The following is a 24,402-nucleotide window of genomic DNA, read 5'->3' on the forward strand; positions in this document are numbered from 1 at the left end:
ATATTTTTTGTAATTATTGTTTTTTATTTTTAATTTGTTATAATTTTATTAATTTTTTATGATTTAGTTTTACAGTATACACTGTATAAAAAGGAAACAAATAGAATGAAAAAATCGATTGATACAATTAAAATGTTGGGAGTTGAAGCAATTAATAAAGCAAATTCAGGTCATCCAGGAATTGTTCTTGGGGCGGCACCAATGGCCTATACTTTATTTACAAGACATTTAGTTGTTAATCCACAAGTAGATAAATGAACAAATCGTGATTGATTTGTTTTGGCAGCTGGGCATGGGAGTGTTTTATTATATAGTTTATTGCATTTATCAGGTTTTGATCTTAATATTGATGATTTACGCAATTTTCGCCAAGTTGTCTCAATTACTCCTGGCCATCCTGAATCACATTTAACTCCCGGAGTTGATGTTACAACTGGTCCGCTTGGACAAGGAATTGCAACGGCAGTAGGATTAGCCTTGGCAGAAACTCAATTAGCAGCAAAATACAATACAAAAAAATATCCGATTTATAATCATTATACTTATGTTATATGTGGTGATGGTGATTTACAAGAAGGTGTTACACAAGAAGCAATTTCTTTAGCGGGACATTGAAAATTAAATAAATTAATTGTTTTATTTGATTCAAATGATGTGCAATTAGATAATATGGTTAATGTTGCGCAAAGTGAAAATATTGGAAATCGTTTTAAAGCAGCGAATTGAAATTATCTTTTTGTTAAAGATGGTAATGATGTTGAAGAAATTGACCAAGCAATTATTAAAGCGAAAAAAAGTGATAAACCAACTTTAATTGAAGTAAAAACTATTATTGGTTATGGTGCAACTAAACAAGGAACACCGGCAGTTCATGGTGCCCCATTAGGAGCTGATATTGATACAATTCGCAAAATGCTAAAATGAAACTACAAACCATTTGAAGTTCCTAATGAAGTATATGATGATTTTGATGTTAATGTTAAACAACGGGGAATTAATAAGCATGATAAATGATTAAAAATGTATCAGGGATTTTGCAAAGAAAATCCAGCCTTAGGGAAAGAACTTGATGATGCAGTTTATGGTAATTTTAATTTTAATCCGCAAGATTTGCGTGATTTAAAACCAATTAAAGCCCAAGCAACACGGATTAGTAGTGGAGCAATTCTTGATCGTCTTTCAAATATGATTCCAAGTTTAATTGGAGGTAGTGCTGATTTAAGTGGCAGTACTAAAGCAAAAGGTGCTGATGGCGTTTATAGTGTTGAAAATCGTAAAGGGCGTAATTTAGCATATGGGGTCCGTGAATTTGCAATGGCCGCCATTAATAATGGAATTTGTCTTCATCGCGGATTAACACCTTTTGCAAGTGGATTCTTTGTTTTTGCGGATTATATGAAACCAGCAATTCGGTTAAGTTCATTAATGGAAATCCCCGTTATTTATGTGTTATCCCATGATTCAATTGCTGTTGGTGGAGATGGACCAACTCATCAACCAATTGAACAATTGGCAATGTTGCGTAGTCAACCAAATTTAAATGTTTTTCGTCCCGCTGATTTTAATGAAACATTAGGGGCTTATCATACAGCTTTACAAACAAAGCATACGCCAAGTGTTATTTTAATTACTCGGCAAGATTTACCAGAATTAGAACATTCAAATGTTGAAATGGTTAAAAAAGGAGCTTATCAAGTCTATGGTGAAGATAATAACAATGATGTTGTATTATTAGCAACAGGTAGTGAAGTAAGCATGGCTATTGCTGTGGCGCAAAAATTGGAGCATGATAAAAAAATTAAAGTAAAGGTCGTATCAATGCCATGTTGAGAATTATTAGAACAACAAGATGCTGAGTATAAAACAAAATTATTAGAACCAAACGCTCTAATTGCTTCAATTGAATTAGGAACAACTTTTGGATGAGAACGTTATACTTCAAATAAGGGGTTAAATTTTGGAATTAATACATTTGGCCAATCAGGCCCATTCCAAGATGTTTTAGAATATTTTGGCTTTAATGTTGAAAATATTGTTAATGCTATTGTAAATTTTAAATACCAAATCATAAAAAGTTAACTATTAATTTAGTTAACTTTTTATGATTTGGTATTTAAAATTTACAAGTATGAAACTAAACCTTTTTTCCATTTAAATATGTTAGTTAAATCAATCACAAATGTTAACCCAACGACGGTTGCTTTTTCTTGCGTTATAAGTTCGTACATTGCACGAGCTGTTCCCCCCCTGATGCCTAAAACATCATCGACAATTAACACGCCGGCATTGGGTTGTAAACCACCCGCATGAATTTCTAATTAATTAGCCGCCGCATATTCATAACTATATTTCACATTAATAACTTGTCGTGGTAACTTCTCGGCCTTTCGAACAGGAATAAAACGCAAGTTAATAGCGTATAGCTAATAGCGCCGCCGGGACCAAAGAGAAAGCCACGCGCCTCAGGGGCCAATAATAACAGTTGCTTTTTTTGGGCCAACGCATAGGCTGCTAATTGATCAATCACTGTTTTAAAAGCAGCCGCATTATTTAACAACGGCGTAATATCACGAAAAATAATACCTGGTTCGGGATAATTAGGAATATCAACAATAAATTTTTTAGATCCATTTTTAAAAATTCCTTTCTTGATTAATTAATCATTAATGCCAATGACAATTTGTTCATCAATTTCAACACGTTGTGAATCTAAGTAATTTTTAACACGGATTTTATTTAAAGCACGATATTTTTCTAATGCTACTCAAATTGGAATTGCAACAAATAATGTTGCGAACATTCCCACAATTAAGCCAATTAAAACAACAAGATTAAAACCAAATCATATTCCTGAAAAAGCCGCTAAGGTAATTAATAAGACTGCAAACATAATTCCTAAAGTTAGACAATGTTGTAACATTTGTTTAAATGTAACATTGGTAACTTTTTGTAAAAAGTTATGTTTATAATTATAAATTCGAAACTCTTTGCGAATTTCTCGAATTATTTTATGATTTTTACTTTTAATATCTTTTGCGACCATTTGAATACGGTGCAATTGATCATGATATTTTTTTTTCAATTCTTTTAATTTTAAATCAGGATGTTTTAATGCTAATTTTTTTAATTCCTCTTGATAATAAACTTTATGCGCACGATGTAAGCGCTTCATTTGGACACGATGCTCTGACATATAGGCAAAAAATGTTTCATACTCTTGAATATTAATTGCTTTTTTATTTTGTTTCGCGCGGACCATCACCATTGTCCCAAAGGTAATGGTAAAACCAAAGATTGTTAAGAAAGCAATTGACATTTCAAAGGTAATTAAAATATGCGTAATAATGGCAATAGAAATTGTAACAATTAAGGTAAAAACAGCAGCTAATACCATCCCAACAAATTGAGCTCAATCTAAACGGAATAAAGTATAAACAAAAATACATGCTAAGCCAATTCCCAAACTAATGGCCGCCACTTTTAAAATATAACCCTCCATAACTGGATTCGTTTGTTGTAAGGACACTGTCGGGTCCTCCGAGCTTGCGCTATAGAATGTTGCAATAATTGCTTTTAATTCTCGTTCATAAGTTCCTTTGGTAATATTTGTACTAACAACTAAAATACGACTACTTGCGCCACTTTCTTGTTTCTTAATAATATAAATATTAAAACTAAAACTATAATTTTTGGTTTGACGGAAATTATCTATATGAGTTTTTAACTTTTCAATAGCTACTTCATCAGGAACTCGCTCAGATCCACTAGTTCCTCATAATTCCTCACTAATCGTAATATTAATTCCTGGTTTAATTGAATTAGCAATATTAGCTTTTCCTGCAAAACCAATTGCCAAGGCAATGATTAATAAAATAATTCCAATAATTAGGGTTCATTTTGTAATATTATAAAATGTTGATTTACCATGCTTTACCTTTTTATTTTTTTTACCTTCTATTGTTAAGATTGGTTCTATTGTTTCAACAGTTAGTGTCGGCTCTCTTTCTGAACTAGGAGCCATTGTTGCATTTAAAGCCGTTGTTTTGGATGGCAAGGCGGCTGGGGGGGGGGTTACACGTTTTTTCAATAGGAATGTTCATAATGAAAAGCGTGAAACATCTAATCAACGATATTTCTCTTGTCAATGTAACTTAATTACAATTCAGTACATTAAACGGGCAACAGTAAAGACCATAATAATAGCAATAATTAAGCCCACTAATAAAATTATGGCAAAAGATTTAATATTATTAGTTCCTGCTCAAAATAGAGATAATCCTAAAATCATTAAAACAACTAAAGCATCAACAAACACTGCGATTGTTTGTTTATTGGCAATTTTCATCGCCGGTTCAAACGGAATATTATTTTCATAGCGTTCCCGTTTATAACGAGAGAAGAAGAGTAAGTTTCCTTCTAATGATAAACCAAAGGCAATAATTAAGGCTGCAATACTTTCTGGGGAAATTTCAACCTTTAATAACGATGAGAAATAAAAGGTTGCAATAATTGTAAATAATAACGTTAAAACAGCAATTAAACCAAATAAACGATAATAAATTAATAAAACAACAAAGATAGCTAAGACTAATATGCCTAAAATAATCATTGAAATTTTAAAGATATTACCTGAGACAACAGGTGGAACAAAACGGTATCCATGAATAATAAATTCTAAACCACTTAATCCACCATTAATTAAATTACTAATTTGGCGGACTTCTGTTTCACTTGATGTTAAAATTTGGTTTGAATTTTTAGCTGCCCCTGTGCCACTTTTAATTGAACTTCAATTAATAATGTGTTGTTTATATATTTCAGTTAAAGTCTTATCATACTCAATAATTTTTTGTAATTGTGGGCGTAACGGGTCAATGTACTCATTTGTTATTGCCACTTTATCATTTGGGTCAATTATTAATTGACTTTGGGGTACTGTGGTAAAACGAAAACGAACATCTTCCATTCATTCTCTAATTTGTAAAATTGGTACACCAAAATTATCTAATAAGTTTCCTGATTGCATTTGAGCAGAACTTTGATCATAATATTCCATATCAAAAATTTTATTAATTTTTGTTCAATCACTTGAAGAAACACTCCTTTTAATCTCACTATTAAATAAGGTTTGAATTGATGACATATTGTCAATATCATGGCGTAAATCATCAATCATTTGGTCAATATCAGTTCAAATATATAATGGCTGTGCTTGACCGCCTCGTTCTGACGGTTTTAAACCATTAATGATACTATCTCATTTTTGTTGATCTTTAATTTGTAAAGTAATAATTGGTCGACGGGTTTGGTCAACCCCTGTTATTGAACTAGAAATAACATCACTTAATGGTGTTCGTTCTTTTGTACCATTATTATCACTAACTAATAAATCATTTCCTTTACTATCAGTTAAATAAATTGCTCCTAAGCGTTGAATTGCTTTCCTCAAGTCACTGTAAGATTTAAACATATCTTTTCCAACAACAACTTCGACTGAATTACGGCCTAATGTTTGCAAATACAAGTTTTGGTTTGATAATGGATCTAATTTATTCCGTAATAATTCTAATCCCTTTTTACTGTCACCATTGGGCATATCAGAATCATGAACATAATTAGAAGCTCTTTTATCAAAAACATTAACTTGAACTTGATAACCTCCTGAATAAGCAATCCCTGCTCGATATGAATAACGAAAACCATCCGCTGAAAAAAAACCCCCAACAATCATTGCCACGACTAAAACAATTAATGTTCCAATCCGAATAATTAATCGAGAAATTGCTTTTCTATCTTTTGGTTTTCTAATTTTTTTAACTTGTTCTTTTTTTCCCACTTTTGACACCACTATTCTACTTTTCAATGTTCCTTTATATATTGTACACTATTTATTATAAAATTAAAATCTGTATTGGATGCAGTCTAATCCATAATAAAAATTATAAATCTCATAATGAATATATTAATGATGTTAAAAAATGAAATAAATGATATTCAAACCAAAAAGAAAAATATATAATAAATGAAAGTTTGTAAACCTTTTTATTAATACTTACTAAACAGGGTGCAGTCTATATTCCATTTTCCTTTTTAAATAATTCATTATCTTTTAATTTTTCCAAATTTACTCTTTCATTAAAATCTAATCTTTCATATTTTTTCATACTTTACCTCCTAAAATATTTAAAATGCTATAATTATTGCACATAAATTATAGCATTTTAAATATTTTAGGAGCAATCGGATTAAAAGCAACAAGTAGAACATCATTAATTAGTTGCGAAAAACCAAATAATAGTGAAAACGGCAAGTAATAAACCAGAACCCAAACAACAGCAATCACCAGTTGGAAGTAATTGAAAGTTAATTGAAAATTGTAAATTACACGGGATAATTTATTCTTTACTTTTTAATTTCAATATCATTTGCAATCTTATTGACAGTATTAATAACAATATCTTTACCATACTTTTTCACTAACGACCGCAAAATTAAATATTTCTTTATTTGCATAATTTCAACCTCCTATAATTAACTTAAAAAAAGTTAACTAAATTAATAGTTAACTTTTTATGATTTAGTTTTACAGTATACAGAATATTTTACGCGCTCAAAAAAAATTTCATTTGAGATGTTTTTTATACTAAACGATTGTATCATTCAACAATTAAAGCTTCATTAATATTACTATTTAGTTCTTCACGAAGAGGAAAACGAACATATGTTCCAGTCATTTTAGTTTTATTAAACTTAACAAATTCTAATGTGCTAACTTGACTATCTAAACTTTCTAAAATTTTAACATTTTTTTGTGAACTTTCTTTAACACTAATAACATCACCTGGTTTACAATTGTATGATGGAATATCAACTTTTTTACCATTAACAAGAATGTGAGCATGGTTCACTAATTGACGAGCTCCAGCTCTTGATTGTGATAGACCCATACGATGAACAATGTTATCTAAGCGTGATTCTAACATAATTAAGAAGTTTGTTCCGGTAATTCCTTTCATTTTTTTTGATTTACTGTAAGTATTACGGAATTGACGTTCTGTTAATCCATACATATAACAAACTTTTTGTTTTTCATGTAATTGTAACCCATAGTTTGATAATTTTGTACGACGTTGTCCATGTTGACCAGGAGCCGTTGTTCTTTTCTTCCCTTTTGAAAACTCTTTGTCGTTTTCTAAGATACTAAAACCATATCTTCTTGCTTTTTTAAATATACTTCCACGATAACGTGCCATTAAAAAACCTCCTATATATCATTATGACATACAAAAAGATTCATTGAATTGCTCTAATAAAGGAAGTTTTTTGATTCACCCTAACAGCTAGGGTTACTTTAACATTAAATAGTACTTAATAAAAAACTAAGAACATTACTATGCAATTCTGCTGCTTCTCTGTGTTGTCTACAAATTATTGTATAATAAAATCCAAGATAATTCAATATTTTTTGGTAATTTTTAATGTAATATCTTTTGCAAGTGCTATAATTCAATTGATATATAGTAGTGATTAGGGGGCAAAGTAAAATGGGTAATATTATTAATAATCCAGTTAAATTAACATTATTTATTCTGTTTTTTATCTGCCTTTTATTATTAATTATAACGCTAGTCTTGTGAGGGAAAAAGCGTCATTTAAAAACAATTAAAATTAAAGTTTTACAAAAGTTTGATATTTTAAAGCGGTTACCGTTAAAACATAAGCTTTTTCGGATTTCAGAAATTGCCCGTTATAATAATCGTTATGCAAAGAATCTTATTATATGACGAACAAAGTATGAAATTATTTATGAGAAAAAGTTAATAAGTTGTTTAGAAGTATTTCGAAAGTTAGATCAAACTAATAAAGCAGCAACAAAGAAATTGCCAAAGGTAACGACACAAAAAATTATTCCGTTATTGAGAGAATTAACGTTATTAGAAGCAGAAGCTCGTCGCTTATTAGATGAAATTAATAGTCAATTACAAATTGAATTATTACAACGAGATTATATTTTAGCGCATAAGAAAATGTTTAATTCATTATTAGAAGATGTGGTTAAATTGCAAATGAATGTTTCATTAGATACAAAAAAGATTAATGATTTTGAACAAAATATTGAAAGAATGTTTGATGAATTTGAGGATTATTTAACAGCGGGAGATTTTGCTAAAACAGAACAAATTTTATCAAATATTATTACTTCATTAACTATTTTTATTGAGATTTTAGATAACATTCCGCAAATTAAAACATTATTAACAAAAGTGGTTCCGAATAAACTTTCGTTATTAAAAGATAAATATGTTCTTTTTAATAAAGATGAAAGTAGTCGGGATTTGTTAAAGTATGGTTTTGATGAATTAGCACAGAATATCGATGTAACTAAAATTTTAATTTCAAAGTATATTGATAACTTGCAATATAAAAAAGCAACAAAAAAGACCATTGAGATTATTAATCAAATTAGTGATTTTGATCAAAATATTGAACAACAAAAAGCAATTATTTCGTGTTTTAAAACATACTACCAAGTTGTAATGGATTATATAAATAAAATTGAACGAAGTTTTAATGCAATTTCGCGTCAAATTGAAGCATTACGAAGTTCATCAACATTAACGGCACAAGAAGAAAGTATTTATCGTGAAGCAATGGGGAAAACAAAAGATTTAACCCATGATACTAACCGGTTAGTCTTAGAAATTAACCGAAATGGGCAGGATTATGTTACCTTTAACCAAGAATTAGTTCGCTTATTAGAAAATGCGGTTGTGACACAAGAAGCATTAGAAAATGTTGTTAAAATTATTGAAAAACGGAATTTTGCTGAAACAGAAATTCGTCGGACAATTCATTTACTAGAAGTAGTTTTATTACAAGCGGAAGTGCGGTTAAATCAATTACAATATAAAAAATTATTAGCAAAATATGAAAAACGAATTGCGGATTATCGAGAATCCCTGGAAAAAATTAAACGAATATCATTTGATGTTAATAATCCTAGTGAAGTGGATGAAGTAATGGGGAAACTAAGCCGTTTAAAAACCGAAGTTTTAAAATTATTTGAAAAAATCAAAAACAATATTTTATTAGATTTATTATCACAAGAAACATTAGTTTATACGCAGAAATTTATTTTAACAAATGAAGATGTTGATGATCATTTACGGAATGCGCAAATTGCTTATCGTGATGGTGATTATGATGGTTCATTATTTTTAGCATTAAAAATTATTAATGGTGAGCAAGCAAAAAAATAGGAAATGGAGTATAAAATGAATTTTGATGTAATATTAGTCCGTTACGGAGAGTTAACAACAAAAGGAAAAAAACGGAATGATTTTACTAAGGTTTTAGTTAATAATATTAAAACAAAATTAATTGGATATGAGAAACAATACCAAATTAAAAAAGAATTTGATCGCTTATTTATTGAGTTATTAGATCCAAATATTAGCGTGGAGATTGTTGAAATTGTGAAAAATATTTTTGGTTCATCGTCATTATCATTAGCCAAAAAAGTAAGTTGTGATTTACCAACAATTGCTAATTGTGCGATTGAATTAGTAAAGTATTATCAACCGACTACTTTTAAATTAGAAGTACGTCGAAATGATAAAACTTTCCCTCTTACTTCAACGGAAATTAAACAGCAATTAGCCCCAAAAATTTTGCAACAAACAAATGTTAAAGTTGATGTACATCAGCCAATGTTGCAAATTGATGTTGAAGTTCGCCGCCAATTTACTTATGTTTTTGTCAACAAAATTAAAACAATTGGGGGTTTACCAGTTGGAATATCTAGTCGTGGGGTTGTAATGTTATCAGGTGGAATTGATTCGCCAGTTGCGGCATTCTTAACAATGAAACGAGGAATGAATGTTGAATATTTACATTTTGCAACGCCACCTCATACGAGTGAACAAGCATTACAAAAAGTTAAAACTCTCGTGCAAAAGTTAAACTATTATGCTGGTCAACAGCAACAACGCTTGCATGTTGTTAATTTTTCAATGTTGCAACATGAACTAATGCATATTCCTGATGCTAGTTATCGAATTACAATTATGCGACGAATGTTCTATCGTATTGCTAATTTATTAGCAAAGGAATGAAAATGCCAAGCAATTATTACTGGTGAATCATTAGGACAAGTAGCTTCGCAAACAATTGAAAGTATTAATGTTATTAATAATGTTTCTACTTTACCAATTTTACGCCCAGTATTATGTTTTGATAAAAATGAAATTATTGATTTGGCAAAACAAATTGATACTTATCAAACATCAATTTTACCATTTGAAGACTGCTGTAGTTTATTTGTTCCGAAGAATCCGGCTACAAAACCAAAAATAAGTCAAGCAGAATTTCAGGAAAAAAATCTAATGTGAGCAGAAATAATTGATGTTATAATTAAGAAAAATATCAAGACATATTTGATTGGTAAGGACGAGATTTATGAAGAAAACTAGTTTTTTTCAAAAAAAGGAAGCAACAAAACAATTAGTTAATGAATGTGAATTGCAAAAAGCTGAACAATCAAGGACACATTTATTAGACGAAGAAATTTTAATTGATGAATTATTTTTGTATACTGTAAAACTAAATCATAAAAAGTTAATAAAATTATAACAAATTAAAAATATTGCTTTTTATTTTTAATTTGTTATAATTTTATTAACTTTTTATGATTTAGTTTTACAGTATACAAAAATAATTATAAGAAAAAGGGGTTGTTTCTAATGGATCAAAATATTAAATACGACGAAGTATTAGCCCAAATTAAGCTATACATTAAAGACGAGACAACGTTAAAGGAAATTCAGAAAGCATATGAATATGCCGAAGAAAAACACCATGGTCAAGTTCGTAATAGCGGGGCAGCGTATATTATTCATCCCTTATGAACAACCTTTTTTTTGGCACAATGACGAATGGGGCCAAAAACCTTAATTGCGGGTCTTCTGCATGATGTTTTAGAAGATACCCCAGCCACATTTGAAGAATTACAAAATTTGTTTGGGATTGAAATTGCTAATTTAGTTGAAGGAGTAACAAAAGTTAGTTATTTCGCGAAAGAAAATCGTACCCAAATTAAAGCTCAATATTTACGAAAATTATACTTATCAATGGCGAAAGATATTCGTGTTATTATTGTTAAGTTAGCCGATCGCTTACATAATTTAAAAACAATTGGTTATTTAAAACCAGAACGGCAACAAATTATTGCTCGTGAAAGTTTAGAAATTTATTCTGCCATTGCCCACCGGTTAGGGATGAAAGCGGTTAAACAAGAAATTGAAGATATTAGTTTTAAAATTATTAATCCAGTGCAATATAATAAGATTGTTTCATCATTAGAATCAAGTAATAAAGAGCTAGAAAATACTATTAATCAAAAGATTGAAGAGTTAAAACAAATTTTGATTACTGAAAAAAAGATGTCGGTCAAAGTTTATGGACGTAGTAAGTCAATTTATTCGATTTATCGGAAAATGAATCAATTTGGGAAAAACTTTGATGATATTCATGATATTTTAGCAGTCCGCATTATTACGAATAGTATTGATGATTGTTATAAGGTGTTAGGATTTGTGCATCAGCATTATACCCCCTTAAATAATCGTTTTAAGGATTATATTGCGACACCAAAACATAATTTATATCAATCATTACACACTACAATTGCGGCTGAAGATGGCCTTATTTTTGAAATTCAAATTCGAACTGAAGAAATGGATGAATTAGCAAAGCAAGGGGTTGCTGCCCACTGACGTTATAAAGAGGGCGAAAATTATGATATTGCGAAGAAACAAAAAGATATTGATGATCGCTTAGATATTTTTAAACGTATTTTAGATTTAGAAAATATCTCGGTCCAAGAACGCGATGAAATTCAACAAGAAGTTTATAAACCAGATCATTTAATGGAGCAAATAATTCAAAATGATATTTTTTCATCATTAATTTATGTGTTAACACCAAATGGGAAAGTTGTGACATTACCGTTTGGCTCAACTGTTCTTGATTTTTCTTATAAAATCCATTCCGAAATTGGCGAAAAAACAATTGGAGCGAAAATTAATGGGTTATTTTTACCAATTTCAACGGTCTTAAAATCGGGGGATGTTGTTGATATTAAAACAGCAGCGACCCAGAAACCAAATCATTCTTGATTAGTAGTTGCTAAAACATCATCAGCATTACAAAAAATTAAAAAATATTTGAAAAAAGAACTAGCGGAAGCAAGCAGCGATAGTAAGTCAATTAACTTAGAAAAAATTAAACAAACGAAAGTGAAAATTGAAGAGTATATTGCCAAAAAAGATTTAAAATGAAAACTAGTTGATACAAAAACCCAATTGGAACGGTTACATGCTATTAATTTTAATAATATTGAAGATTTCTTATTAGATGTTGCTAATGATGAATATACTTTAGAGGAAGCAATTAATTTAGTTTATCTTGATCATGAAACAAGTCAAAATGAAAAAATTCTTAAAAAATTACAGGATAAACAATATAAAAAAGCCCAATTAAAAGATGACATTATTGTGCAAGGACTTTCGAGCATTAAGGTTATTATTTCCCAATGCTGTTTACCAATCCCCTATGAAGATATTATAGGTTATGTTTCAAAAGCAGAAGGAATTAAGGTTCATTTAAAAACATGTCGTAATCTTCAAACCGGCGATAAACAAGATCGACAAGTTGAAGTTAGTTGAAATGAAGTTGTTTGTAAAAATAAACAATATGATTGTGCCATTCGAATTGAAGCGATTGAGCGATCAGCCTTATTAGTTAATGTGACAAAAGTGTTAAGTCATTTAAATGCTTCTGTGCAAATGATGACGGCTAATATTTCGACTGATTTAATGAATTTAATAATTAAAACAATTATTAAAATTAGTAATGCTGAGCGTTTACAACAAATTCGCTCATCATTATTAGCGATTCCTGATATTAAAGTTGTTAAACGCATTATGATGGAAAATATCCCAGAAAGAAAATAAAGTGCCATCTTCCTTATTTTCTTGGTATAATATATTTATGCTTTGGCATTTACAATTTACAAAAATGATTAAACAAATTGGTATTAGTAAATTTAGTTGTATTTTAACCGATAGAGGAAAATAATTTTATAGATGAAAAACAATAGAAAAACATTTTAAAATAAGAGTTTATTTTTGTGATCCTGGTAAAACCTCGCAAGAAAGCATTAGTAGAAAGAATAAATAGAGATATAAGGCGTTGATTGGGTCAAAATGAGCCATTAATTAATATTCGTAGTAGATTAAAATCTATTTTAGATATATTAAATACCAGAATTAGACCTTGCTTGAAAAACTTTACATCAAGACAATATTTTAAAAAAATTTTTTTAAGTTAAATTAGTGTTTGTTAAGATTAGTAAAATTTATTTTTTTGTGTTTAATTTTATAATTTTAAAAATAAATATTAAAAACAATATTTTTAATTTAATTTTTTTTGTGATTATTGTTTTTTATTTTTAATTTGTTATAATTTTATTAACTTTTTATGATTTAGTTTTACAGTATACAATTATTAGAAAAATGGAGGAAACTATGGCATTAAAATCTTGACTAAAATTTAGTATTATTTGATTTTTAGCAGGAATTGTAATTATTATTGTCGGGGCCGTTGTACCAACCTTAAATCAACAAGTACCGGCGCTAAAACAAGAAATTGTTAATTCATTAAGTGTTAAAGATTTTATTCCCAATCCGTTAGAATCTTTGAAGGGCGATAGTGCTTATAATATTTTAAATTTTTTATTATTATATGGATCGTTTAAAGCAATTTTTAGTTTAAATGGTTTTGCTCTTTTTAAATTTTGAGTAATTGATTTATATATTTTGGTCCCAATTTTTACCTTATTTGCTGTTGGAACAGCAGTTTTTGTTGCTGTGTTATTAACAAATGCGACAACTGCCCATTGAAAACGAAATATTCGTTTATTAGTTGGAAAATGAATGACAACAATTAGCAGTTTTATTTTATATATTTCTTTATTTTTAGGATTATTTTTAATTGCAATTGCAGATGGCTTTTCTTTTGTCCAAGAGCAAGAAAGTCGTTGATATAATTTACCAGAGGGAGAGGGGCAAGGGTTAGTAACATGAATGAACAATGTCCAATTTCAACCGAATGTTTTTTCTGTTTTAGGTTTAATGATTAATCAAGAAGGGTTAGGACAATTTTTTGCCCAAGCACCAGGCGTAATGCAAGCCGGGGCTGGATTAGTTATTTTTGTGATGCCACTTGCTGTTGCTAGTGTTGTGATTGGTTTATCAATTCGCATTGCAATTGAATTGTTATTACCATCATCATCTGGTCATCGCGGTGGCTTTGGTGCTAACTTTATCCAATGATTAGGCTATATTAATATTTCTTCGCGTCGTGAGTTACGCCAACGATTAGGAAGTAACATTGGCATGATTGTCTTAATGATTGGTTTTGTTATGATTATGATTTTTCCCGCTTTTACATCAACAACAAGATATGTAGCAGCAAATTGAATTATTTTAAGTGTTGCAATTGTGTTAATGGTCGTTAGTTTTATTCCGTTGTATTTTATGTTATTTTGTTTAGCACGTCTGCAAGAATTTTCATATAATTTATTAATTTTTGTTCAAATGCTAACATGATTAGTAATTGGTTTACTTTGACAAATTTTAATGTGAACAGTATTTAAACAATACTTTCAATATCCAGCGGTAGTCCCAGTCATTACCACGTTCTTTTTTGTTAATATTTTATTAGGTTCGTTTTATTTATTGGTGCGTGGATATCGAAAATAAGCTTTGAATAAGAACTTCTTTGAACTGTATACTGTAAAACTAAATCATAAAAAGTTAATAAAATTATAACAAATTAAAAATAAAAAGGAGAATTAAAATGGAGAAACGTAATTTTACAGAACAAGAGCAAATTAGACGTGATAAATTAGAAAAGCTAGTTAAGGATGGGCATAATCCCTTTATAATTGCAAAGTTTGAACGAACACACACTAGTAACGACCTTAATAAACAATTTAGTCATTTATCAAAAGAGGAATTATCTACAAATAACGGGAAGACAACAATTAAAATTGCTGGGCGCATTAAAACATTTCGTGAAGCAGGAAAAGCTAGTTTTGCAACATTACAAGATCAAAGTGGAATTTTTCAAATTTATGTGCGAAATGATGAAGTCGGTAATAAAAAATATCAAGAATTTATTAATTTTGATTTAGGAGACATTATCGGAGTTACTGGGATAATGATGAAAACAAATATGGCAGAATTAACAGTTCGAGTTAAAGAATTTGTTTTATTAGCAAAAGCATTACGACCATTACCAGATAAATATCATGGGATGACTGATATTGAAGAAAAATATCGACGTCGTTATGTTGATTTAATTACATCAACAGAAACAAAGAATATTTTTATTAAACGTAGTAAGATAATTGCTTTAATGAGATTTTTTTTTAATCAAAAAGGATATTTAGAAGTTGAAACACCAGTTTTACAACCAATTCATGGGGGAGCAGCAGCGAAACCATTTGTGGCTCATCATAATACTTTAGATATGAATTTTTATTTGCGTGTCGCAACAGAGTTACCACTAAAACGATTAATTGTTGGTGGATTTGAAGGGGTTTATGAAATAGGGCGTCTATTTAGAAACGAAGGAATGGATGCTCGTCATAATCCAGAATTTACAACTGTTGAAATTTATGTTGCGTATCAAGATATGAATTTTATGATGCAATTAACAGAAGATACTATTTGTCATATTGCAAAAAATATCTTAAATAAAGATGAAACAAAATACGATGGCGTAAAGATTTCATTTAAGCAACCATGAAAGCGTTGACATATGGTTGATGCAATTAAAGAATATACAGGAGTTGATTTTTGAAAACCAATGACTTTTGCAGAGGCAAAAAAAAATGCCAAAGATAAGAAAGTTCCAATTGAAAAATTTCATAATACTGTTGGTCATATTATTAATTTATTTTTTGAAGAATTTGTGGAAGATAAATTAATTCAACCAACCTTTATTTATGGTCATCCCGTTGAAGTTTCACCCTTAGCAAAAACAAATGCTGAAGATACAAGATTTACTGATCGATTTGAATTATTTATTAAGGGACGAGAATATGCAAATGCTTATTCCGAATTAAATAATCCTGTTGAGCAATATGATCGTTTTCTTAGTCAATTAGCAGAACGTGATAATGGTAATGATGAAGCACAAGAATTAGATATTGATTTTGTTGAAGCATTAGAATATGGAATGCCACCAACTGGGGGGTTAGGAATTGGAATTGATCGGTTAGTTATGTTATTAACAGGACAAGATTCTATTAAAGGTGTATTATTATTCTCTCATATGCGGCCAAGAGAAAAATAGATGATTCTATGGTATTAGGTATTGAAATTGGTTATAGCTCAAGTTCTTCTAATGTTACGAGAAACAGTCGAAGCGATTAGTTTAATTAAATGCGAATTAGTTCGTCGTTTTATTATTCAATTTAATTTATTAAAAGTTGATGCATCTTTAATTACTCGTGAAGAAAAAGGTTTGAATGATGATTTTCGGATGACAGAATGACCAATTGATTGTAATATTTCACCGATTAATTTAGTGGGCAAAATATTACAATCACATAATAAATAACGCCGAAATGCAATTAAACAATATGAATTGTTAGAAAACAAAGGAATTCTAACAACAGCAATGGTTTTACGCCGTGATATCAAACAATCAAATAACTTTTTATGATTTAGTTTTACAGTATACAGAAGAGGATGATTATGATGATATTAGGAAATAGTGAAATTGCCTTTATTTTAATTGAATTTTTTATTGCGATTAATATTATCATATTGATTTTTTTAGTTATGTCTTATCGAAATATTTTAGTGCCAATTCCAAATTTAAATAATACTCCTAGTGAAAGAATGATATCATTAGAAGTTATTGATCGCTATTTGACGAAAAAGAAAATTACTGGCTTAAAAGTTGTCCGTAAACCAGGACCAGTTTTAGTTACCCAGTCTTATAAAAAGAAAACATTTTATATTAATGATTTACAATTATTTAATCAGCCTTATTTTTTATCGGGAATAGGGTTAGATTATATTTTAGGACGAACATTTTTTGCAACGCAATTACATTTAAAAAATAAACATGTCCGAACAATGCATTTCTTATTATATCTTGCCCCACCATTATTACTACTTTTATTTCTGATTGTCACTTTATTTACAATTATTTTTGTTGCATTAGTCAAAACTAATCCTAGTTTATTAGATCTTAAATTCTTTGCTTTTATTGATCGCTATGGAATAATCAATTTATTATTAATTTTTATTATTGCTTCATATTTAATTTTATTAGGTTTTAATGGTTATTTTAAACAAAATTTAGAAAATTTATATGAAACAGAAATGCGACCATTTGTTAAAAAACAATTTCCGGAATTATATGATGATTGAATTATTGCTCATAGTTATTCTCGTAGTATTCAGTTTACATATTTATTTGGTTATAATTTTATTTTTAAAAAGATTTATAAATACACCGGACCATTTGGGCTGTAACAGAGTAGGGGAGTTAGAATGAAAGTTATTTTTCATATTGATATGAATAGTTTTTTTTGCTAGTTGTCATCAAGTTGCTAATCCACAGTTACAAGGTAAGCCACTGGTTGTTGCTAATTCATCACGTCGTGCAATTGTCACCACGGCCAATTAGGAATTAACAGTCCAATGCCACTATATCAAGCGAAAGAAATTTTCCATGACTTAGAGAAATTATTAAACAGGATTTTGGGTTATATGTTGACTTTGCCCAAAAGCTTTTTGACTTTATTAGTGTGCATTATACTGATCAAATTGAAGTTTCATCAATCGATGAATGTTATATTGATGTTACTGATATTTATTTAAAATATGGTTCAGCGCAACAATTAGCACTTGACTTATAATAAATCGTTAGCTAGAATTGCTAGTGATATGCAAAAACCACTGGGTATTATACTTTAATCCGTCCGGAAGATGTTCCTGATCTAGTACAACCATTACCAGTTAATAAATTATTTGGAATTGGCAAACAATAAACCCAATGCTTAAATGCGATTGGGATTCATACTATTAAGGGCTTAGCTGTGTTTGAAGATATCACCTTATTAGAAACAATTTTAGGGAAACCCGCTCAAGCTTTTGTGGAACGAGCTAATGTTGGTGGTAATAATCAATTAAAACAAATTGGAAATGAAACAACCTTTGAATATGATTTAATTGATTATGAAGATATTAAAAATAAAATTTATTTATTAGAGAAGCATGTTAGTCAACGAGCTCATAAATGAACAATGCTCGGCAATGTCGTTTATGTTACCCTAAAAAATAATAATTGTCAACGCTTTATAAAACAACAAACAATCCAAAAGTATACAAACCTAGTTGATGATATTTATTCAATCACCATTATGTTATTTGATCAATTTTGAACGGGTTATCCAATCCGGTTAATTGGCTTTGGCTTACGAGGAATCATTAATAAATATGATTTAAAAGAACAAGTCTCCTTTGATTCGTTAGGAACTTTCCCAATTGAAACAGCAGCAAGTAAACTAATTAAAGAAATTAATAAACAATATCGTCAGGATGTTTTACATTATACAGGTAAAAAAGGAGTTTTATAAAATGTTTGAAGATACAATAATTGCCCCAGCAACTGCAATGGTTAAACAAGCAATTGCCATTATTCGTATGTCGGGAAGTGATAGTTATAAAATTATTAATAAAATTTTTTCAAAAAAGGTTACTCCCCATGGTAATCAAGTTTGTTATGGTTATTTAAAAGATGGTAACGAAATTATTGACCAGGTTATTTTAGTTTGTTTTGAAAAGCCTAATTCTTTTACTGGGGAAGATATTATTGAAATAAACTGTCATGGGGGTGTATTAGTTACAAACAATATTATTAAGTTATTGTTAAAAAATGGTGCGCGCTTAGCAAACAGAGGTGAATTTTCTCAACGAGTATTTTTGAATGGTAAGCTTAATTTAATTCAAACGGATGCTATTAATAATTTAATCAATGCAACAAATGATGCTAGTGCAAAAATTGCTTTAAACAATTTACAAAATAAAAATACGCACTTAATCAGTACTTATCGTGATGAGTTATTAGATATTATTGCTAATATTGAAGTAAATATTGATTATCCTGAATATGATGGCATTGGTGATTTGACAACGCAAGAATTAAACCAACAGTTATTAGGGTTAAAACAAAAGATTAATGATTTAGTTAATATTAGTAAAGTTGGGAAAATGATTAATGATGGAATTAATGTTTTAATTTTAGGGAAACCAAATGTTGGAAAGTCATCATTATTAAATGCCTTAATGAACGAGGATAAAGCGATTGTTTCGGATTTACCAGGAACAACAAGAGATATTGTTGAGGGAAAAATTAATTTGGGGGCCTTAACATTAAATATTATTGATACTGCTGGGTTACGTGAAACAGTTGATAAAATTGAACAAATTGGAATTGATAAAGCCCGCCAACAAGCTATTAATGCGGATTTAATTTTAATTGTTGCGGATAATTATGCGGATTTAATTAATTTAAATCCAGATCTTAAAGAATTAATTAAAGATAAGGAGTACTTGTTAGTTTTAAATAAAAGTGATTTACTTGTTCCACAAGCTCAAACTGAGAAGTTAGAGCAAAATATTCTTCTTATTTCAGCGTTAAAGCGGGATATTAAAGCATTAATTGACAAAGTTTTAAATTTATATAATACAGCTCAGATTACAAAAGATGATCAACTAGTTTTATCAAATATAAAACAAATTTCTTTATTAGAGAAGGTAGCAAATTCAATAAAAAATGCATATAATAATAATACGAGTGGATTTCCGGTTGATATTATTAATGTCGACTTACATGAGGCTTGAGAAATATTGGGTGATATTCTAGGTGAAAACTATGAAGATGACTTATTAACAACAATTTTTAATAAGTATTGCCTAGGAAAATAGGAGGAAAATATGCAAGGAATCTTTGATACACATTGTCATTTAATGTCCCATGAATATGAAAATGAAGAAACATCAGCAATAATTGCTGACGCTAAAATTAGTGGCGTATATTGACTTAATAACGTTGGATATGATTTAGATTCTAGTCAAGCAGCAGTACGTCATGCCCTGCAGTATGACAATGTTTTTACAACAATTGGTTTTCATCCAACTGATGTTGCTAAATATGGTGTTTCAGATTTAGAAAAATTAGATCAGTTATTAAATAGTGATAAAGTAATTGCGGTTGGCGAAGTTGGTTTAGATTATTTTCATAAAACTGTTTCTTCAGATTTGCAAAAGCATTGATTTATTAAACAAATTGAATTAGCGAAAGAACATAAGCTTCCGCTTGCAATTCATTGCCGTGATGCATACGATGATTGTTATGAAATATTAAAAGAACAAAAAATAACACAAGGTTTAATGCATTGTTATAGTGGATCAATGGAAATGGCACAAAAATTTTTAGATTTAGGATTTTATCTTTCATTTGCTGGTAATATTACTTTTAAAAATGCCGAGCAATTACGGGAAGTTGTAAAAATGGTTCCATTAAATAAAATTTTAGTGGAAACTGATGCACCATATTTAACCCCCGATCCATACCGCGGGAAAAAGAATTATCCTAAATTTATTATGTATACAGTTAAAAAGTTGGCAGAATTAAAGAATATTCCAGTTGAGGAAATGATCCGTATTACTAATAAAAATGCTCGAAAACTATTTAAACTTGATTAATTTTTCAATTCAAAATATTAAAAATTGAAACAAAAAAATATTAGGTTAACCTAATATTTTTTTGTTTCAATTTATTTTCTTTTTACCTAATGATGATAATAATCCTTTTTCTTGGAAATTATATAAACCATTTTCGATGTTTTTCTTAATTGTTTTTTCGAAGATTTTTGTTCCTTCAATAACACAATTTAATGGATCTGAAGCTGTTTTAGTTGGTAATTGGAAGATATCAAAGAAATATTTATCAATATTTCTAATTAAAGCTCCTCCGCCACAAACTGTAATTCCATTTCTCATAATATCCCCAGCTAATTCTGGTGGTGTATTTTCTAATAATTCAATTAATAAGTCTGTAATTTTAGAAAATGCATTTAATAAAACATTTCTTATTTCTTCTGAAGAGATTTTTGCTTCTTTTGGTAATCCTGAAATAATATCACGTCCGTAGATTTGCATTGATCTTTCGTTATGGTATTTAACTAATGAACCAATTAATTTTTTAACATCTTCAGCTGTTTTTTGCCCAATAGCAATATTATATTCTGAGCGAATGTATTTACGAATATCATCATCAAAATAGTTTCCGGCAACTTTAATTGATTTTGAAACTACAATATCACCTGATGAAATAATAGCTAAATCACTTGTTCCTCCCCCAATATCAATGATTAAATGTCCTTGAGGTAATTCAATATTAATTCCTGCTCCTAAAGCGGCCATTTTAGCTTCTTCTTCGATGATAACTAATTCAGCTCCCATTTCTTTAGCAACATTTTTTAATGCTTCTCTTTCAAGTTCAGTAACTCCACTTGGACATGCTAATAATACAATAGCATTTTTTCAAATATTAATCATTTTCATTCTTGAAAAGATATGTTTTAATAAATCTTGTGCAGCTTCCATGTCTGCGATAACTCCATCTATTAATGGTGTTACCATTCTGATATCTCCGTGTGTTTTTCCTACCATATCATAGGCAGCTTTTCCTAAAGCAATTAAACTATTAGTTTTATTGTTATAAGCCATTAATGATGGTTCACTGTAGACTACACCTTGTCCTGAAACATATGCTAAGACATTAGCAGTTCCTAAGTCAAGAGAAATAAATGGTCTAGTTTCTGGTCTCACGTTTTTTCCTCCTTAACAAGTTAATAACTATATATAATCAAATGAATGATTCTTCTAGTAATTTAATTCTTTAACATGCATTGATTCTAATCTTAAGATATCAAAGATGTCTGATTCGAATTTTTTAGTTCCATTAATAACAGCTAATAATGGCTGTTCTCCAATTTTTGATGGTAATTGTAATGTATCTGTAAAGTAACGGTCAATTCCTTTAATTAAGGCTCCCCCACCACAGAATATAATTCCATTTCTGAAGATGTCACCAGCTAATTCTGGTGGTGTTTCTTCTAACACTTGAACTGTCAAGTCAATAATTCTTGACACTGGTACTTTTAATACTTCTCTAATTTCTTCAGGTGTTACTTCAATTTCTCTTGGTAATCCTGACACAACATCACGTCCGTAAACTTTCATTCTTCTTTCGTCAGGGTATTTTGATAATGACCCAATTTCGATTTTAATTTGTTCTGAAGTTTTTGATCCAATTTCTAGACCATATTGTGAACGAATGAATTTTTGTGCTTCATCATTTAAGTAGTTTCCAGCAACTTTAACTGATTTTGATAATACGATATCTCCTGAGGCCATAACAGCAATATCTGTTGTTCCTCCCCCCATATCGATAACTAGGTTTCCAGCAGGTTTGTAAATATCAATCCCACCACCTAAAGCAGCCATTTTAACTTCTTCTTCAACGAAAACTTTAGATGCTCCTAAGTTCATTGCAATTTTTTTCAAAGCAGCTTTTTCTAATTCAGTAATTACTGATGGACAAGCCAATAACATAATTGAATGTTTTAATTGTTTTGTAATACGTAGTTTTGTAAAGATATATCTTAATTGCGCTTCAGTAGCACGAATATCTGTAATAACTCCATCGACCATTGGTCTAACAATACGAATTGACTTATTTCCTTTTCCGATCATTTTGTAAGCTTCGGCTCCTACAGCAATAATTCTGTTTTCTTTAATTCTGTAAGCGACAATTGAGGGTTCATTGTAAACGATTCCTGAACCTGAAACATATACTAATGTATTAGCAGTTCCTAAATCCATTGAAACGAAAGCCGGTTTTTTTGCACTATTAAATAAAACCATGTAATTTTGTCCTCCTGTTTCTTGTTAAATTAATTAATTAGATTAATATAATTGATTAATCAGTAAAATGAATTGCAAGTCTCTATTTTAATTTCAGACAGAGAATACAATACCTATTAATTATAACATAAATCCTACATTTTCTGAAAAATTATTTCGTATCTTAGGTTAATACCTGTTTGTATTGATACTTAGCGGAATTACGAAAGTAGGTAACATAATTGTTAAAATTCTAATTAAACTATTAACTAATTTTTAAATTCGTTGCTTTGCTTCATCTGTATACTGTAAAACTAAATCATTTCCATAATCATTTAAAAATTGGTTATAATCTCTAATATTAAGTAATTTTCCATGATTATCATTTTGTTCCCCATTTTATGATTTGGTATTTACAATTTACATACTGGATTCTAACTTTAAAATAAAAATTGCATTATTCTTGTGAACAATGCAATACATAAGTGTTGAAAAATAAATCTTGTGCTTCAAAACCTATTTTTTGATATCAAGCAACTTGTTCTTGAGGGACAACAATCCCAACATTTTCATAATTCGCTTTTTGTGCTTCATTTAATAAATGAATTAAAATTTTTTCTTTTGCTTCAGAATTATCTTCACTGTCAACGACCCTAATTACACCAATTGTTGCTTCAAAAAAGAGAATCCCAGTTGCAATTGTTGCTTCATCTTTAGTTAATGTTACCGCGTAACAAAGATTGTTAACTTGATCTAATGTGGAATTAGGTTGCGAAGTAGGTAAATCCTTTAATGGTAATTCAGCATCAGTGATAATTTTAAGATTTAGTGTCGTTGTTAGTTTTTCATTTTTTTGTTGCAAAACACTGAAAGATCAGTTATTTCATTAAATTTTTCATTTGCTAATTGTTTATTTTTGGTAGTAAAAGTTTTCAAATTCATCATCATGGCAGTTCCTGTTTGCAAATGATTTAACCCATTTTTTTCAAAAAATGTTCGTTCCGCTTGATTATTGTCAATCGTAATTGTACATCAAATAAATGGTGTTTTTTCTGTATAATATTCATCAATAATTTCTCCAGCTCTAGAAAATTGTTCTGATGTTGCTAGATGCGAACTAATAACAGCATTAATACTATTTTTTAATTGACGAGTATCAATTTGATAAAATAAAATGCTACTGTCAAGTTTATTTTTTTGTTGCTCATCATCGTGTTTTAGGTCAACGGTATAGTTAATATAATTTACAACCAACTGGTTTAATTTTTCATTGTTAAAATTAAACATTTTGAATCCTCCTCTTATTAGTTATAATTTTATTAACTTTTTATGATTTAGTTTTACA

Annotated in this window: 21 protein-coding genes and 2 pseudogenes; 16 read left to right on the forward strand and 7 right to left on the reverse strand. The window is 29.3% G+C overall.

All coding sequences use genetic code 4. The annotated features are described in order from the left end of the window. Positions 1-105 precede the first annotated feature (105 nt). Positions 106-2,079: a transketolase gene (gene tkt, locus AACK78_RS03310; RefSeq protein ID WP_338956403.1), complete on the forward strand. Its 1,974-nt coding sequence runs from the start codon at positions 106-108 to the stop codon at positions 2,077-2,079. Positions 2,080-2,120: 41 nt separating this feature from the next. Here tkt and AACK78_RS07490 read toward each other — a convergent pair. After that, positions 2,121-2,641 (reverse strand): annotated as a pseudogene (locus AACK78_RS07490) (adenine phosphoribosyltransferase). 15 nt (positions 2,642-2,656) lie between these two features. After that, the gene (locus AACK78_RS03315; RefSeq protein ID WP_338956405.1) at positions 2,657-5,845 is read right to left on the reverse strand and encodes a protein translocase SecDF, variant type; all 3,189 of its coding nucleotides are present in this window, start codon (positions 5,843-5,845) and stop codon (positions 2,657-2,659) included. Positions 5,846-5,877: 32 nt separating this feature from the next. On the opposite strand from AACK78_RS03315, the gene AACK78_RS03320 reads away from it, so the two are divergent. Then, positions 5,878-6,036, forward strand: a complete 159-nt coding sequence (locus tag AACK78_RS03320) for a hypothetical protein (protein WP_338956407.1) — start codon at positions 5,878-5,880, stop codon at positions 6,034-6,036. A gap of 602 nt (positions 6,037-6,638) precedes the next feature. On the opposite strand, the gene rpsD is transcribed toward AACK78_RS03320, so the two are convergent. After that, positions 6,639-7,253, reverse strand: coding sequence for a 30S ribosomal protein S4 (rpsD, locus tag AACK78_RS03325; RefSeq protein WP_338956409.1), 615 nt, complete (start codon positions 7,251-7,253; stop codon positions 6,639-6,641). A gap of 291 nt (positions 7,254-7,544) precedes the next feature. Here rpsD and AACK78_RS03330 point away from each other — a divergent pair, with 291 nt between their 5' ends. From AACK78_RS03330 to AACK78_RS03395, 14 genes and pseudogenes are all read left to right on the forward strand, one after another. After that, a complete protein-coding gene (locus tag AACK78_RS03330) occupies positions 7,545-9,260 on the forward strand; it encodes a septation ring formation regulator EzrA (RefSeq protein WP_338956411.1) in 1,716 nt (571 codons plus the stop codon). Positions 9,261-9,275: 15 nt separating this feature from the next. Then, positions 9,276-10,472: a tRNA uracil 4-sulfurtransferase ThiI gene (gene thiI / locus AACK78_RS03335; protein WP_338956413.1), complete on the forward strand. Its 1,197-nt coding sequence runs from the start codon at positions 9,276-9,278 to the stop codon at positions 10,470-10,472. Further along, a complete protein-coding gene (locus AACK78_RS03340; RefSeq protein ID WP_338956415.1) occupies positions 10,459-10,632 on the forward strand; it encodes a hypothetical protein in 174 nt (57 codons plus the stop codon). The genes thiI and AACK78_RS03340 overlap by 14 nt, the downstream gene beginning before the upstream one ends. A gap of 110 nt (positions 10,633-10,742) precedes the next feature. Then, complete coding sequence (locus AACK78_RS03345) at positions 10,743-13,013, forward strand: RelA/SpoT family protein (RefSeq protein ID WP_338956417.1); 2,271 nt, start codon at positions 10,743-10,745, stop codon at positions 13,011-13,013. A gap of 61 nt (positions 13,014-13,074) precedes the next feature. Further along, a pseudogene (locus tag AACK78_RS07495) lies at positions 13,075-13,390 on the forward strand (IS30 family transposase); the annotation flags it as partial. A gap of 196 nt (positions 13,391-13,586) precedes the next feature. Then, a complete protein-coding gene (scm1, locus tag AACK78_RS03355) occupies positions 13,587-14,822 on the forward strand; it encodes a motility-associated protein Scm1 (RefSeq protein WP_338956421.1) in 1,236 nt (411 codons plus the stop codon). A 97-nt stretch (positions 14,823-14,919) separates the two neighbouring features. Next, on the forward strand, positions 14,920-16,422 hold the full coding sequence (gene lysS / locus AACK78_RS03360; RefSeq protein WP_338956423.1) for a lysine--tRNA ligase: 1,503 nt from the start codon (positions 14,920-14,922) through the stop codon (positions 16,420-16,422). 51 nt (positions 16,423-16,473) lie between these two features. Then, on the forward strand, positions 16,474-16,689 hold the full coding sequence (locus tag AACK78_RS03365) for a hypothetical protein (protein ID WP_338956425.1): 216 nt from the start codon (positions 16,474-16,476) through the stop codon (positions 16,687-16,689). A gap of 137 nt (positions 16,690-16,826) precedes the next feature. Continuing rightward, complete coding sequence (locus AACK78_RS03370; protein WP_338956426.1) at positions 16,827-17,615, forward strand: hypothetical protein; 789 nt, start codon at positions 16,827-16,829, stop codon at positions 17,613-17,615. After that, complete coding sequence (locus AACK78_RS03375; protein ID WP_338956428.1) at positions 17,503-17,769, forward strand: hypothetical protein; 267 nt, start codon at positions 17,503-17,505, stop codon at positions 17,767-17,769. Before AACK78_RS03370 ends, AACK78_RS03375 begins: the two co-directional genes overlap by 113 nt. A 115-nt stretch (positions 17,770-17,884) precedes the next feature. After that, on the forward strand, positions 17,885-18,001 hold the full coding sequence (locus tag AACK78_RS03380; protein ID WP_338956492.1) for a hypothetical protein: 117 nt from the start codon (positions 17,885-17,887) through the stop codon (positions 17,999-18,001). 180 nt (positions 18,002-18,181) lie between these two features. Next, a complete protein-coding gene (locus AACK78_RS03385; protein WP_338956430.1) occupies positions 18,182-18,721 on the forward strand; it encodes a hypothetical protein in 540 nt (179 codons plus the stop codon). 1 nt (position 18,722) lies between these two features. Beyond that, entirely contained in the window at positions 18,723-20,072 is a 1,350-nt protein-coding gene (gene mnmE / locus AACK78_RS03390) for a tRNA uridine-5-carboxymethylaminomethyl(34) synthesis GTPase MnmE (RefSeq protein ID WP_338956431.1), read from the forward strand. A gap of 9 nt (positions 20,073-20,081) precedes the next feature. Beyond that, positions 20,082-20,852 carry a TatD family hydrolase gene (locus tag AACK78_RS03395; protein ID WP_338956433.1) on the forward strand — a complete coding sequence of 257 codons (771 nt, stop codon included), beginning with the start codon at positions 20,082-20,084 and terminating at the stop codon, positions 20,850-20,852. A 45-nt stretch (positions 20,853-20,897) separates the two neighbouring features. Here the strand turns inward: AACK78_RS03395 and AACK78_RS03400 are convergent, their stop codons facing one another. The 4 genes from AACK78_RS03400 to AACK78_RS03415 all read right to left on the reverse strand — a co-directional run bounded on the left by AACK78_RS03400 (position 20,898) and on the right by AACK78_RS03415 (position 24,344). Then, positions 20,898-21,980 (reverse strand): rod shape-determining protein, encoded by a 1,083-nt coding sequence (locus AACK78_RS03400; RefSeq protein WP_338956435.1) that lies wholly within the window; start codon positions 21,978-21,980, stop codon positions 20,898-20,900. Between the two features lie 54 nt (positions 21,981-22,034). Beyond that, the gene (locus tag AACK78_RS03405; RefSeq protein WP_338956437.1) at positions 22,035-23,078 is read right to left on the reverse strand and encodes a rod shape-determining protein; all 1,044 of its coding nucleotides are present in this window, start codon (positions 23,076-23,078) and stop codon (positions 22,035-22,037) included. Positions 23,079-23,514: 436 nt separating this feature from the next. After that, a complete protein-coding gene (locus AACK78_RS03410) occupies positions 23,515-23,919 on the reverse strand; it encodes a hypothetical protein (protein ID WP_338956439.1) in 405 nt (134 codons plus the stop codon). After that, positions 23,895-24,344: a hypothetical protein gene (locus AACK78_RS03415; protein WP_338956440.1), complete on the reverse strand. Its 450-nt coding sequence runs from the start codon at positions 24,342-24,344 to the stop codon at positions 23,895-23,897. The genes AACK78_RS03410 and AACK78_RS03415 overlap by 25 nt, the downstream gene beginning before the upstream one ends. Between the last annotated feature and the right edge of the window lie 58 nt (positions 24,345-24,402).

Source organism: Spiroplasma endosymbiont of Polydrusus cervinus, assembly GCF_964019755.1.
Taxonomy (GTDB): domain Bacteria; phylum Bacillota_I; class Bacilli_A; order Mycoplasmatales; family Mycoplasmataceae; genus Spiroplasma.